Origin of the sequence: Nocardia otitidiscaviarum (genome assembly GCF_007362295.1) — a bacterium.
Classification (GTDB): domain Bacteria; phylum Actinomycetota; class Actinomycetes; order Mycobacteriales; family Mycobacteriaceae; genus Nocardia; species Nocardia otitidiscaviarum.
Genome location: NZ_CP041695.1, coordinates 5556240 through 5571189 on the forward strand (window position 1 = coordinate 5556240; position 14950 = coordinate 5571189).

Annotated in this window: 10 protein-coding genes and 2 rRNA genes; all 12 read right to left on the reverse strand. The window is 63.6% G+C overall.

The window, feature by feature from the left end:
• Positions 1-46 precede the first annotated feature (46 nt).
• Positions 47-3158, reverse strand: a 23S ribosomal RNA gene (locus FOH10_RS24925).
• Between the two features lie 296 nt (positions 3159-3454).
• Positions 3455-4973, reverse strand: a 16S ribosomal RNA gene (locus tag FOH10_RS24930).
• Together the 16S and 23S rRNA genes form the textbook arrangement of a ribosomal RNA operon.
• A gap of 460 nt (positions 4974-5433) precedes the next feature.
• The gene (gene murA / locus FOH10_RS24935) at positions 5434-6696 is read right to left on the reverse strand and encodes a UDP-N-acetylglucosamine 1-carboxyvinyltransferase (protein ID WP_143982549.1); all 1263 of its coding nucleotides are present in this window, start codon (positions 6694-6696) and stop codon (positions 5434-5436) included.
• A 123-nt stretch (positions 6697-6819) separates the two neighbouring features.
• Complete coding sequence (locus tag FOH10_RS24940) at positions 6820-7395, reverse strand: cob(I)yrinic acid a,c-diamide adenosyltransferase (protein ID WP_143982550.1); 576 nt, start codon at positions 7393-7395, stop codon at positions 6820-6822.
• A 35-nt stretch (positions 7396-7430) separates the two neighbouring features.
• On the reverse strand, positions 7431-7856 hold the full coding sequence (locus FOH10_RS24945) for a DUF2550 domain-containing protein (RefSeq protein ID WP_029925836.1): 426 nt from the start codon (positions 7854-7856) through the stop codon (positions 7431-7433).
• Between the two features lie 149 nt (positions 7857-8005).
• Positions 8006-8689 carry an MspA family porin gene (locus tag FOH10_RS24950; protein WP_143982551.1) on the reverse strand — a complete coding sequence of 228 codons (684 nt, stop codon included), beginning with the start codon at positions 8687-8689 and terminating at the stop codon, positions 8006-8008.
• Positions 8690-8727: 38 nt separating this feature from the next.
• A complete protein-coding gene (locus FOH10_RS24955; protein WP_143982552.1) occupies positions 8728-9360 on the reverse strand; it encodes an MspA family porin in 633 nt (210 codons plus the stop codon).
• A 203-nt stretch (positions 9361-9563) separates the two neighbouring features.
• Positions 9564-9938 carry a F0F1 ATP synthase subunit epsilon gene (locus tag FOH10_RS24960; RefSeq protein ID WP_143982553.1) on the reverse strand — a complete coding sequence of 125 codons (375 nt, stop codon included), beginning with the start codon at positions 9936-9938 and terminating at the stop codon, positions 9564-9566.
• Positions 9939-9944: 6 nt separating this feature from the next.
• The gene (gene atpD / locus FOH10_RS24965) at positions 9945-11387 is read right to left on the reverse strand and encodes a F0F1 ATP synthase subunit beta (RefSeq protein WP_143982554.1); all 1443 of its coding nucleotides are present in this window, start codon (positions 11385-11387) and stop codon (positions 9945-9947) included.
• Between the two features lie 18 nt (positions 11388-11405).
• Complete coding sequence (locus tag FOH10_RS24970; RefSeq protein ID WP_143982555.1) at positions 11406-12374, reverse strand: F0F1 ATP synthase subunit gamma; 969 nt, start codon at positions 12372-12374, stop codon at positions 11406-11408.
• Between the two features lie 51 nt (positions 12375-12425).
• Entirely contained in the window at positions 12426-14066 is a 1641-nt protein-coding gene (gene atpA / locus FOH10_RS24975) for a F0F1 ATP synthase subunit alpha (RefSeq protein WP_143982556.1), read from the reverse strand.
• 58 nt (positions 14067-14124) lie between these two features.
• Positions 14125-14937 (reverse strand): F0F1 ATP synthase subunit delta, encoded by an 813-nt coding sequence (locus FOH10_RS24980; protein ID WP_039810665.1) that lies wholly within the window; start codon positions 14935-14937, stop codon positions 14125-14127.
• Positions 14938-14950: the final 13 nt, after the last annotated feature.

Sequence of the window (14950 nt, forward strand, 5' to 3'; positions counted from 1 at the left end):
TGCGTGTGTTGTTTCAGATACCGCACAGTGGACGCGTAGCAGCTTTGTTGGTAAGTCCTCGGCCTATTAGTACCAGTCACCTCCACACGTTACCGCGCTTCCAGTTCTGGCCTATCAACCCAATGGTCTGTTGGGGGCCTTACCCCCTCGAGGGGGTGAGAAACCTCATCTTGGAACAGGCTTCCCGCTTAGATGCTTTCAGCGGTTATCCCTTCCGAACGTGGCCAACCAGCAGTGCTCCTGGCGGAACAACTGGCACACCAGAGGTTCGTCCGTCCCGGTCCTCTCGTACTAGGGACAGCCTTCCTCAAGTTTCTAACGCGCGCGGCGGATAGAGACCGAACTGTCTCACGACGTTCTAAACCCAGCTCGCGTGCCGCTTTAATGGGCGAACAGCCCAACCCTTGGGACCTACTCCAGCCCCAGGATGCGACGAGCCGACATCGAGGTGCCAAACCATCCCGTCGATATGGACTCTTGGGGAAGATCAGCCTGTTATCCCCGGGGTACCTTTTATCCGTTGAGCGACACCGCTTCCACATGCCGGTGCCGGATCACTAGTCCCGACTTTCGTCCCTGCTCGACATGTCTGTCTCACAGTCAAGCTCCCTTGTGCACTTGCACTCGACACCTGATTGCCAACCAGGCTGAGGGAACCTTTGGGCGCCTCCGTTACATTTTGGGAGGCAACCGCCCCAGTTAAACTACCCACCAGGCACTGTCCCTGAACCCGATCAGGGTCCGAGGTTAGAGGTCCAATACGATCAGAGTGGTATTTCAACGACGACTCCCACGACACTAGCGTGCCGCTTTCACAGTCTCCCACCTATCCTACACAAACCGTACCGAACACCAATACCAAGCTATAGTGAAGGTCCCGGGGTCTTTTCGTCCTGCCGCGCGTAACGAGCATCTTTACTCGTAATGCAATTTCGCCGAGTCTGTGGTTGAGACAGCAGAGAAGTCGTTACGCCATTCGTGCAGGTCGGAACTTACCCGACAAGGAATTTCGCTACCTTAGGATGGTTATAGTTACCACCGCCGTTTACCGGGGCTTAAATTCTCAGCTTCGCGCCGAAGCGCTAACCGGTCCTCTTAACCTTCCGGCACCGGGCAGGCGTCAGTCCGTATACATCGTCTTACGACTTCGCACGGACCTGTGTTTTTAGTAAACAGTCGCTTCTCTCTGGTCTCTGCGACCACCACCAGCTCAGGAAGCAAGTTCCGTCACCAGCCGTGGTCCCCCTTCTCCCGAAGTTACGGGGGCATTTTGCCGAGTTCCTTAACCACAGTTCTCTCGATCGCCTCGGTATTCTCTACCTGACCACCTGTGTCGGTTTGGGGTACGGGCCGTGTACCAACTCACTAGAGGCTTTTCTCGGCAGCATAGGATCACTGAATTCGCCTCAATCGGCTACGCATCACCTCTCAGGCTATATGTCGTGCGGATTTGCCTACACGACGCCCTACCGGCTTACACCAGGTATTCCATCACCTGGCCCAGCTACCTTCCTGCGTCACCCCATCGCTTGACTACTACAATCAGGGTCCCGTGCAGCCACTTCCGGCTCCCCGAAGGGAGTCCATCCGCTTTTGGACGGTTAGCACAACTGATTCGCCATTGGGCGCGGGTACACGGGTACGGGAATATCAACCCGTTGTCCATCGGCTACGCCTGTCGGCCTCGTCTTAGGTCCCGACTCACCCTGGGCGGATTAACCTGGCCCAGGAACCCTTGGTCATTCGGCGGACGAGTTTCTCACTCGTCTTTCGCTACTCATGCCTGCATTCTCACTCGCGCAGCCTCCACAACTAGGTCACCCTGCTGCTTCCCTGGCTACACGACGCTCCCCTACCCACCCAGACTCCTGGCTCGAAAGCAAGATTAATGTCTGAGTGCCGCGGCTTCGGCGGTGTACTTGAGCCCCGCTACATTGTCGGCGCAGGATCACTTGACCAGTGAGCTATTACGCACTCTTTCAAGGGTGGCTGCTTCTAAGCCAACCTCCTGGTTGTCTCTGCGACCCCACATCCTTTTCCACTTAGTACACGCTTAGGGGCCTTAGCCGGCGATCTGGGCTGTTTCCCTCTCGACTACGAAGCTTATCCCCCGCAGTCTCACTGCCACGCTCTCACACACCGGCATTCGGAGTTTGGCTGACTTCGGTAAGCTTGTGGGCCCCCTAGGCCATCCAGTAGCTCTACCTCCGGCGTGAAACACGTGACGCTGCACCTAAATGCATTTCGGGGAGAACCAGCTATCACGGAGTTTGATTGGCCTTTCACCCCTACCCACAGCTCATCCCCTCAGTTTTCAACCTAAGTGGGTTCGGGCCTCCACGACGTCTTACCGTCGCTTCACCCTGGCCATGGGTAGATCACTCCGCTTCGGGTCCATAGCATGCGACTCTGGGCGCCCTATTCGGACTCGCTTTCGCTACGGCTACCCCACACGGGTTAACCTCGCCACATACCGATGACTCGCAGGCTCATTCTTCAAAAGGCACGCCATCACCCCACCACAAAGGAGGGCTCTGACGGATTGTAAGCGCACGGTTTCAGGTACTATTTCACTCCCCTCCCGGGGTACTTTTCACCTTTCCCTCACGGTACTAGTCCGCTATCGGTCACCAGGTAGTATTCAGGCTTATCGGGTGGTCCCGACAGATTCACAGCAGATTTCACGGGCCCGCTGCTACTCGGGAGTCATCCACGACAGAGAACACGTTTTCGCCTACCGGACTCTCACCGTCTACGGTTGGCCATCCCAGACCAATTCAGCTAACGCGATCTTTTCTGACTGTCGCTCAGTCCGGCAGAACTGAGAAGAATGATCCCACGACCCCGCATGGACAACGCCTGCCGGCTATCACATCCACACGGTTTAGCCTCATCCGCTTTCGCTCGCCACTACTCACGGAATCACTGTTGTTTTCTCTTCCTGTGGGTACTGAGATGTTTCACTTCCCCACGTTCCCTCCACACACCCTATATATTCAGGCGCGGGTAACACGACATCACTCGTGCTGGGTTTCCCCATTCGGAAATCCTCGGATCTCAGCTCGGTTGACAGCTCCCCGAGGCTTATCGCAGCCTCCTACGTCCTTCATCGGCTCCTGGTGCCAAGGCATCCACCGTACGCTCTTACACACTTACTAACAAAGATGCTCGCGTCCACTGTGCAGTTCTCAAACAACACACAAGCCTGACCCTTTACCCAGCACCAGCCACAACCAACGTTGCGCGGTATGACTGAAAGCCAGCCTCGTCGTTTTTGCCTGGAAAGAACGTCTGTTCTTTCAGGACCCAACAGTGTGTCGACTACATCCGAGCCAGGCTCGGCACATGTCAGTGTTCCACCCATGAGCGTCCGCCGGACCACGTTCGGGTCCGAAACGGTCTCTGACACACCCACAATCACCTGTGTGACGCAGTGTGTAGAAGTGCTCCTTAGAAAGGAGGTGATCCAGCCGCACCTTCCGGTACGGCTACCTTGTTACGACTTCGTCCCAATCGCCAATCCCACCTTCGACGGCTCCCTCCCACGAGGGGTTAGGCCACCGGCTTCGGGTGTTACCGACTTTCATGACGTGACGGGCGGTGTGTACAAGGCCCGGGAACGTATTCACCGCAGCGTTGCTGATCTGCGATTACTAGCGACTCCAACTTCACGGGGTCGAGTTGCAGACCCCGATCCGAACTGAGACCGGCTTTAAGGGATTCGCTCCACCTCGCGGTATCGCAGCCCTCTGTACCGGCCATTGTAGCATGTGTGAAGCCCTGGACATAAGGGGCATGATGACTTGACGTCGTCCCCACCTTCCTCCGAGTTGACCCCGGCAGTCTCTCACGAGTCCCCGCCATTACGCGCTGGCAACATAAGATAAGGGTTGCGCTCGTTGCGGGACTTAACCCAACATCTCACGACACGAGCTGACGACAGCCATGCACCACCTGTACACCGACCACAAGGGGGGCCGTATCTCTACGGCTTTCCGGTGTATGTCAAACCCAGGTAAGGTTCTTCGCGTTGCATCGAATTAATCCACATGCTCCGCCGCTTGTGCGGGCCCCCGTCAATTCCTTTGAGTTTTAGCCTTGCGGCCGTACTCCCCAGGCGGGGTACTTAATGCGTTAGCTACGGCACGGATCCCGTGGAAGGAAACCCACACCTAGTACCCACCGTTTACGGCGTGGACTACCAGGGTATCTAATCCTGTTCGCTACCCACGCTTTCGCTTCTCAGCGTCAGTTACTTCCCAGAGACCCGCCTTCGCCACCGGTGTTCCTCCTGATATCTGCGCATTTCACCGCTACACCAGGAATTCCAGTCTCCCCTGAAGTACTCTAGTCTGCCCGTATCGACCGCAGGCGCGCAGTTGAGCTGCACGTTTTCACGATCGACGCGACAGACCGCCTACAAGCTCTTTACGCCCAGTAATTCCGGACAACGCTCGCACCCTACGTATTACCGCGGCTGCTGGCACGTAGTTGGCCGGTGCTTCTTCTACAGGTACCGTCACTTGCGCTTCGTCCCTGTCGAAAGAGGTTTACAACCCGAAGGCCGTCATCCCTCACGCGGCGTCGCTGCATCAGGCTTTCGCCCATTGTGCAATATTCCCCACTGCTGCCTCCCGTAGGAGTCTGGGCCGTGTCTCAGTCCCAGTGTGGCCGGTCGCCCTCTCAGGCCGGCTACCCGTCGTCGCCTTGGTAGGCCGTTACCCCACCAACAAGCTGATAGGCCGCGGGCCCATCTCGCACCAGTAAACCTTTCCACCACAAACCATGCGATTCGTGGTCATATCCGGTATTAGACCCAGTTTCCCAGGCTTATCCCAGAGTGCGAGGCAGATCACCCACGTGTTACTCACCCGTTCGCCGCTCGTGTACCCCGAAGGGCCTTACCGCTCGACTTGCATGTGTTAAGCACGCCGCCAGCGTTCGTCCTGAGCCAGGATCAAACTCTCCGTTGAAGACTCTCGAAACACCCGAAGGTGAATCAGAAGAATAATCGAACCAGAGTCCGAAAACCTAGCAAAACAATCGCCAGCCGGAAATTAGCTGACTAAATGTCCGACACCCACACGGGGGTGTAAGCGCCGGAACCAAAATAATATTTGGCACTGACATTCATCGACACACTATTGAGTTCTCAAAGAACACACGCACACACCATCGCCCCGGGCATTCCCGGCTCGATCGGTGAGGCAACTTTTACAGCTTAGCTCAGCCATCTCAACGGAACCAAATCCGCTGGTAGGTGGAGCTAGTGTGATCGTCAGGCGCTCCTCGTCCAACCTCGTTTCCCAGGCCCTCGGGGCTCCGGGTCGGTGTCCGTGTCGCTCTGACCTGGAATAAGTTACGTGGTGCTGATTCGCATGTCAAATCGCCTGGTAAACGGGTGTTTTCGCGATCATCGCAGCGACCGCTCCGTCACTCCGGAGCGCCGACCCGCTCGATCTCGGCACCCAGCGACCGCAGGTTCTCCACGAAATCCGGGTAGCCGCGGTCGATGTGGAACACGTCGTGCACCTCGGTCCTGCCGTCCGCGACCAGACCGGCCAGCACCAGGCCCGCGCCCGCGCGGATGTCCGACGACCACACCGGCGCACTGGACAGGCGCGGAATCCCGCGCACCACAGCGTGATGACCGTCGGTGCGGGCGTCGGCGCCCAGGCGGATCATCTCCTCCACGAAACGGAAGCGCGCCTCGAAGATGTTCTCGGTGATCATCGAGGTGCCGTCGGCGATCGCGGCCAGACCGATGGCCATCGGCTGGAGGTCGGTCGGGAAACCCGGGAACGGCAGGGTCGAGAAGTTCACCGCGCGCGGACGTTCGGACTGCAGGACCCGGAACCCGTCCGGCTCGAACGAGATCCGCGCGCCCGCGGAGCGCAGCTTGTCCAGCACCAGGGACAGATGCTTGGGGTTGATCCCGGAGACGCGCACGTCGCCCTGGGTCATGGCGGCGGCGATACCCCAGGTGGCGGCGACGATGCGGTCGCCGATCACCCGATGGGTGACCGGTGACAGCTTGCGCACGCCGTCGATGGTGAGCACCGAGGTGCCCGCGCCGTCCACCTTCGCGCCCATGCGGATGAGCATGTTGCACAGATCGACGATCTCCGGTTCCCGCGCGGCGTTGTCGATGATGGTCTGCCCCTCGGCGAGCACCGCCGCCATCAGGATGTTCTCGGTCGCGCCCACCGACGGGAAGTCCAGGCGAATGCGCGCACCCTGCAGCTCGTCGGCGCGCGCCACCAGGCAGCCGTGCTCGATCTCGCTGGTCGCGCCGAGCAGCCGCAGTCCGGCCTGGTGCATGTCGAGCGGACGGGAACCGATGGCGTCACCGCCCGGCAGCGCCACCACGGCCCGCTTGCACCGCGCCATGAGCGGACCCAGGACGCACACCGAGGCGCGGAACTGGGTCACGGCGGGAAAGTCCGCGTGGTACTTGGGTTCCGGCGGCGTCGTGATCGACACCGTGCCGGCGTCGATCGTGACATCGCAGCCGAGACCGCGCAGCACCTCGGCCATGAGCGGCACATCGAGAATGTCCGGGCAGTTCGTGATCGTGGACGTCCCCTCGGCCAGGAGGGCAGCCGCCATCAGTTTGAGGACGCTGTTCTTGGCACCCCCGACCGCAACCTCACCGACGAGACGCTTGCCCCCGGTCACCAGAAACCGTTCACTCACAGGGGTAGCTTATCCATCGCGAGCGGCGGGGCGCGCGTGTATGCGCCGCAGTGCCCCGGTGTGCCGCGATATCGGCCTGTCGGCGACGGATTTTCGTTTCGGCTCGGGAGTTCGGCGGGCGAATCAGTCGGTTCCGCCGCCCGGCTGCCACAGCACGTCGCCCTCGGGATTGGTGACGCGACTGAGGATGAACAGCAGATCCGACAGCCGGTTGAGGTATTTCGCGGGCAGCACGCCGGTGTCGTCGGGATGCGCCGACACCGCCGCCCACGCCGAGCGCTCCGCCCGCCGCGCCACCGTGCGCGCGGTGTGCAGGAGTGCGGCCAAGGGGGTGCCGCCGGGGAGAATGAACGAATTCAGCGGGGCCAGGCCCTCGTTGAACTCGTCGCACCACCGCTCCAGGCGGTCGATATAGGCCTGGGTGATCCGCAGCGGCGGGTACTTCGGATCCTCGACCACGGGAGTGGACAGATCCGCGCCCGCGTCGAACAGGTCGTTCTGAATCTGGCGCAGGACCTTCAGGATTCGCTCGTCCGGCTGCCCCAGCGCGACGGCGACGCCGATGGCGGCGTTGGTCTCGTCACAGTCGGCGTAGGCGGTCAGCCGGGGGTCGTTCTTGGACACCCGCGAGAAGTCGCTGAGTCCGGTGGTCCCGTCGTCTCCGGTCCGCGTGTAGATCCGGGTCAGGTGCACACTCACACGACCACCGTAGCGCTGATCACAGCGCGACGACCCTAGAGACCGGGGCGGCGGCGGATGCGGTCGGAGGGTCGCGACTCCACCCAGGACAGGAAGGCGGCCCGCGCACCGCGGTCCAGGGCCAGTTCGTAGGTGCCCGCGCCGTCGGTGACCTCGACGATGCCGATCTCATCGGTCATGATGTCGAACTCGTCGCCGTCGGGATTGCGGCGGCCGCTCACCTCGATGCCGAGGCGACGCATGGCGAAGTCCGGTCCCAGCTTCAGGCTGGAGAGCTTGTAGAAGACCAGGGTGTCCTCGTCGTAGCGGATCAGCCCGTGCCGCCACCCGCCGCCGTGGCCGCGGGCGGGCAGTGCGCGCACGATCGCGGCCGTCCCGCCGCGGCGCAGCATGACCAGCCGGTACGTGGAGGCCAGTGCCAGGCCGACGAGCAGCAGCACCAGAATGATCAGGAGAACCATCCCGGTCTGCAATGTCGCTCCGTCCCTTCACGTTCACGTCGCCGTCGAGCACGCGCCCGGCCGTTGGCCGGACTCCGCTCGTGTGGTCGATAGTAGCGACCGCGCGAACGGTGAGCCCGGCCATCCGCCGAATGTGACGTATGCGCTGTTCAGCCCATGCTGAACGGTTGGCCCCAGAGCACCACGTTGCCGATGAAATTCGTGGTGTCGATCTCGGCGGCGACGAACGAGCGAGCCTGCGCGTAGCCGCCGCAGCCGTCCACCGAGAAGGTCTCGTCGATCCAGCTGACGCTGGCATGCGGACCCGGCACCTTGTTGTAGCGCTTGTGCGATTCCTGGCCGTAGTCGTCGGGCTTCTCGATATCGAGCAGCAGCCGGGACACCGCCTGGCCGGGCGCCACCGTGATGCCGCCGCCCACTGCCGCGCTCGGCGATATCGACCAGGCCCCCTGCGCGTCCTGCTCGGCGGTCGCGCCGCCGCTGTTGTTCCCGGTGACCGAGCCGATATCCACCTGGCAGGCCACCACGTAGCCGGGCGAGATCTTGATGGTGGCCGTCGCGGCGCTCGGCCCCGACAGGTCGACGATGCCGCGACCGGTCGCCCACACGTTCCGGTGGATCGGCGTGGCCCCCATCGACGGGCTGATCTTCACCGATTCGCCGTCGATCCGGACGGTCACCGTGGTGCCGTCCGGTAGCTGCCGGGAGATCTCACCGCCCGGCAGCGGAATGAAGGTGTCGCCCCGCGCCGTCCCGGCGGGCAGGAGCCCGAGCACCACCGCCACCGCGAACGCCGTCCCGACCATCCTGCCGCCCCCGCGTACTGTCCCCATGCCGAACATGCGATCCCTTCGCGTCGTCAGTGGTGCGGTCAGCCGATGCTGAACGGCTGGCCGTAGAGGGTGACCTTGGCGTAGTCCGTGCCGATGATCTCCACCACGGAGACCTGCCGGGCCTGCGCGTAACCGCCGCAGCCCTGAATCTCCATCGGAACGTCCTGATACTGAATGTCGTAGGTGCCGCTCTTGATGAGTTCGATGTTGTTGATGGCGACCCATTTCACCTCACCCGGCGACAACGGAAAGCTGAAACCGACCGAGAGACTCGGGGTCGTGCTGATACCGACCGACGTACTGCCGCTGAACGAACCCAGGGCGACCTGGCAGCCGACGATATAGCCGACCGTGAGATTGGACGAGCCGTGTGTCCCGGAATTATTGGTACCCGGGAAATTTCGTGGTCCGTTGTTCGGCCCGACCTCGCCGTCCGGGGTCTGCACCTCGGCCGTCACAGTGCCCGAGACCCAGGTCGAACGACCGGCCCCGTTGACCGCGAGCGAGGGCGAAACAATCGCGCGCTCACCGCGACTGGTGATTTTCACCCCGGGGCCCTCGATATATCCGTCCGGCAGCGGCACGACCACATCCGCCGCGGCCGACCCGGGTGCGAAGAATCCGATACCGGCGACGATCACGGCCGCCGCGATGGAAACAAACCTGCTCATTCACCCCTCGCTCATCGTGGCGAGGCCGCACCTACCCGAGGGCGACCGCGCTGCGCCAACTCATTGAGGTAATGCTGGAAAAGCAAAGCTGAAGAACCGGAATTGCCGAGACTCGGCGGCATGATTCTAACCACACCCGGAAAAACAACAGCGCGACGGCCCCGGGAAATCCCGGAACCGCCGCGCTGCGAAGAGAACTCGGATCAGGCCTTGGCCTTCTCCAGGGCACGCACCCGGCCCTGCGCGACCACCTTGGCGGCGTCGCCGGCCTCGCTGTCGGCGAGCACGGCACGCGCGGCCGCCTCGTCGATATCCGCCGCGAGTTCAGCGGATTCCGCCAGCACGCGCACCGAGGTGGCGGTGACGGAGAAGAATCCGCCGTGCACCGCCGCGATGATCTTCTCGCCATCGGTGGAGTGGATGGACACGGTGCCACCGTCGACCAGCTGGCCGAGCAGCGGCTCGTGGTTCGGCATGATGCCGATTTCGCCCTCCGTGGTCTGGGCACTCACGAAAGACGCGGTGCCCGACCACAGTCGCCGTTCGACGGCGACCAGATCGACCGACATTTCAGCCATGTGCGACTACTTTCCGGCGATCTTCTTCGCGGCCTTCTCGACGTCGTCGAGACCACCGCAGGAGTTGAACGCCTGCTCCGGGAAGTGATCGAACTCGCCCTTGCAGACGCGATCGAAGTCGTCGATGGTCTGCTCCAGCGGCACGACCGAACCCGGCTGACCGGTGAACTTCTCGGCCACGATGAAGTTCTGGCCGAGGAATTTCTCCAGACGACGGGCGCGGCCGACGAGGACCTTGTCCTCTTCGGAGAGCTCGTCCATGCCGAGGATGGCGATGATGTCCTGCAGTTCCTTGTACTTCTGCAGGATGCGCTTGACCTCGTTGGCCACCCGGAAGTGCCGCTCGCCCACGATCGACGCCTCGAGGATACGAGAGGTCGAGGTCAGCGGGTCGACGGCCGGGTAGATGCCCTTCTGCGAAATCGGACGCGAGAGCTCGGTGGTGGCGTCCAAGTGCGCGAAGGTGGTCGCCGGGGCCGGGTCGGTGTAGTCGTCGGCGGGCACGTAGATGGCCTGCATGGACGTGATCGAACGGCCACGGGTCGAGGTGATGCGCTCCTGCAGCTGACCCATCTCGTCGGCCAAGGTGGGCTGGTAACCCACGGCCGAGGGCATGCGACCCAGCAGGGTCGAGACCTCGGAACCGGCCTGGGTGAACCGGAAGATGTTGTCGATGAAGAGCAGCACGTCCTGGTTCTGCACGTCACGGAAGTACTCGGCCATGGTCAGGGCCGAGAGGGCGACGCGCATACGGGTGCCCGGCGGCTCGTCCATCTGGCCGAAGACGAGGGCGGTGTCCTGGAGGACGCCCATCTCTTCCATTTCCAGGTGCAGGTCGGTGCCCTCACGGGTGCGCTCACCGACGCCCGCGAACACGGACGTGCCGGAGAACTCACGCGCGATACGGGTGATCATCTCCTGGATCAGCACGGTCTTGCCGACGCCGGCACCACCGAACAGACCGATCTTGCCACCCTTCACGTACGGGGTGAGCAGGTCGATGACCTTGATGCCCGTCTCCAGGATCTCGGTCTTGCCCTCGAGCTGGTCGAAGGCGGGCGGCTGGCGGTGGATGCCCCACTGCTCGCCGTCGCGGCCCAGACCCGGGGAGTCCAGGCAGTCGCCGAGGGCGTTGAACACGTGGCCCTTGACGACGTCACCGACGGGCACCGAGATCGGCTTGCCGGAGTCGCGCACCTCGACGCCACGGACCAGACCGTCGGTCGGCTGCATGGAAATCGTGCGAACGATGTTGTCGCCCAGGTGCTGCGCGACCTCGAGGGTCAGCGTCTTGGCCACCGACGCGAGCGCGATGTCCACGTGCAGGGCGTTGTACAGGTCGGGGATGGAGCCCCGCGGGAACTCGACGTCCACGACGGGACCGATGACGCGGGAGACGCGGCCGGTGCCGGCGCCAACCCGGTTCTCTTTGCTGACAGCTGCGGTCATTGGGTTCTCTTCCTGGGCTTAGTCGCTCGAGCTCGATGCCAGCGCGTTGGCGCCGCCGACGATTTCGGTGATTTCCTGCGTAATTCCGGCCTGACGCAACGAGTTCGCGGTCCGAGTCAGCGAATTCACCAGCTCGGTGGCGTTGTCCGTCGCGGCCTTCATTGCGGTGCGGCGCGCAGCCGACTCCGATGCCGCCGCATCGAGCAGCGACGCGTAGATCCGCGTATTGATGTACTTCGGCAGCAGCGCACCCAGCAGGGTGCTCGCGTCCGGCTCGAACTCGTACTGGGCCGTGGGCTCCGCCGACGCCGAGTCGGTGAAGCTGTCCGGCCCCAGGTCGAAGCTCTCGTCCACGAAGCTCACCTGGATCGGGGCCAGGCGGCGGACCTCGGGGGTCTGCGTCAGCATCGACACGAAGCGCGTGTACACGATGTGCAGTTCGTCGACGCCGGCCATGGTGCCCACCCCGTTGGGGGTTTCGACCTCGCCGTCGGCGCCCGCCATGAACGCCTCGACCAGGTGGTTGCACGCGGCGGAGGCGTCGGCGTAGTTGGGCGACTGGGAGAAGCCCACCCACGAACCGGTCACCTCGCGGTTGCGGAAGGTGTAGTAGGTCAGGCCCTTGGCGCCCATGACGTACAGCACCGGCTCCTTGCCCTCGGAGCGCAGTGTGGTTACCAGCTCCTCGGTGCGCTTGAGCACATTGGAGTTGTAGCCACCGCACATACCGCGGTCACTGGTGATCACCAGCACCGCGGCACGCCGCGGGTTCGGCCGCTCGGACAGCAGCGGATGGGTGAGATTGCCACTGGCGCTTGCCAGTTCGGCGAGCACCTTGGTGATCTCCTCGGCATACGGCTTGGCGGCGGCGACGCGCGCCTGTGCCTTGCCGATACGCGAGGTCGCGATCAGCTCCTGCGCCTGAGTGATCTTCTTGACCGAGCTCACACTACGAATGCGGGAGCGCAGTTCGCGCACGCTTGGCATCTACTCACTCCCTTCATTCGTCAGTTCCGACAGTCGCATCGCTGGTCTCGATTACTTCTCGACGCGCTTGCGAGTGACCGACAGCGACTCGACCTCTTCGTGGTCCAGCTCGCCCGCGGCGGGCTCGTTCACCACGCGGCTGCCGTCCGAGGCCAGGAAGGTCTGCTTGAACTTCTCGGTCGCGGCCTTGATGGCGTCGGCGGCCTCACCCTCGAGCGGCTTGGCGCCACCCTGCAGGGCGTCGAAGGACTCCTGGGTGTTGGCGTGCAGGAACTCCAGCAGCTCGGTGTTGAAGCGGCGCACGTCGCCGACCGGCACCGAGTCGTAGTAGCCCGCGTCCACCAGAAACAGCGAGACGACCTGGTCTTCGACAGCGACCGGGGCGTACTGGTCCTGCTTGAGCAGCTCGACCCAGCGCGCACCACGCTCCAGCTGGGCCAGCGAGGCGGCGTCCAGGTCGGAGGCGAAGGCGGAGAACGCCTCCAGCTCGCGGTAGGAGGCCAGCTCCAGACGCAGCGAACCGGACACCTTCTTCATGGCCTTGGTCTGCGCGGCACCACCGACTCGGGAGACGGAGATACCGACGTTGATGGCCGGTCGGACACCCTTGTTGAAGAGGTCCGACTCCAGGAAGACCTGGCCGTCGGTGATGGAGATGACGTTGGTGGGAATGAACGCCGAGACGTCGTTGGCCTTGGTCTCGATGATCGGCAGACCGGTCATGGAGCCCGCGCCCATTTCGTCGGACAGCTTGGCGCAACGCTCCAGCAGCCGCGAGTGCAGGTAGAAGACGTCACCCGGGTACGCCTCGCGGCCCGGCGGGCGGCGCAGCAGCAGCGAGATGGCGCGGTAGGCCTCGGCCTGCTTGGACAGGTCGTCGAACACGATCAGGACGTGCTTGCCCTGGTACATCCAGTGCTGGCCCAGCGCCGAACCGGTGTAGGGGGCCAGCCACTTGAAGCCGGCGGAGTCCGACGCGGGGGCCGCGACGATGGTGGTGTACTCCATCGCGCCGTGCGCCTCGAGAGCGGCCTTCACACCGGCGATGGTGGAGCCCTTCTGGCCGATGGCGACGTAGATGCAGCGCACCTGCTTGGTCGGGTCACCGGTGGCCCAGTTGGCCTTCTGGTTGATGATGGCGTCGATGCAGACCGCGGTCTTGCCGGTCTTGCGGTCACCGATGACGAGCTGACGCTGGCCGCGGCCGATGGCGGTCAGGGCGTCGATCGCGGTGATGCCGGTGGCCATGGGCTCACCGACCGGCTGGCGCTCCAGCACGGTGGCGGCCTGCAGCTCGAGCACGCGACGCTCGGTGGACTCGATCTCGCCGAGGCCGTCGATCGGCGCGCCGAGCGGGTCGATGACGCGGCCGAGGAAGTTGTCGCCCACCGGGACCGAGAGCACGTCGCCGGTACGGCGGACCTGCTGGCCCTCCTCGATGGTGTCGAACTCACCCAGGATGACCGCACCGATCTCGGTGGCATCGAGGTTCAGCGCGACGCCCTGGACGCCGCCCGGGAACTCGAGCAGCTCGTTGGCCATCGCCGACGGCAGGCCGCTGACGTGGGCGATACCGTCGCCGGTGTCGGTGACGACACCGACTTCCTCGATGGAGGTCTCGGGGGTGTAGCTCTGGGTGTAGCTCTCGATCGCGCTACGGATCTCATCGGGGGAGATCGTCAGCTCCGCCATGTTCTTCCTGCTCTCGCTGTCTGGTCTCGAATGTCGGTGTGTTGGGGTGACTGCGCGCTCAGGCCAGGCTCTGGCGGAGCCGCCGCAGTCGTCCGACGGCGCTGCCGTCGATCAGGTCATCGCCCACGCGCACGACGACACCGGCCAGCAGGCTGGGGTCGACCTGCACGTGCACCGTGACGGGCTTGTCGTAGAGGCGCTGCAGTGAAGCAGCCAGGTGCTCCCGCTGCTGCGGCGTCATCTCGACCGCGGCGCGCACGTGCGCCACGATCTGGTCCCGCAGGGACGCCGCCAGATCGGACAGGTGGTCGAAGGCCGCGCCGACGCCATTGCCGCGCAGGCGGGCGACCGCCTGTTCGGCCAGCTTCGCCGTGGTGTCCTCGACCTTGCCGGTGAGCAGGCGGGCCAGCAGTTCCCGGCGCGCCGAGGCGGGCTTGCCGTGATCCGACAGCGCCTGCTCCAGCTCCGGGTTGTCCTCGACGATCCGGCCCAGCCGGAACAGCTCGTCCTCGACGGCGTCGATACGGCCGCGGTCGGCCGCGGAGCGCAGCAGCGCCTCCTGTCCGAGCAGCACGAGGGTGTCGACGAAATCGCGGGTCCGCGACCAGTCCTGGGCGACGGCGGTGGTGAGCACCGCCTGGGTGGCCGCACTGACCTTGCCACCGAATACCCGTTCGGCGAGCTCGGCGCGCACCGAGCTCGACACCGACTTATCCGCGAGCGCCACACGCAGCGAACGCTGGTCGTCGAGTACGGCGACAACGGCGAACAGTTCGGAGCCGGTCGTTTCCGCGACAGTGTCGCTCCCGGTCAGAGCGGACCGAAGAGCTTCCCGCGCACGGGAACTCGCCTCGCGGCTCGCTGCGTACATGCTTCCCACTTTC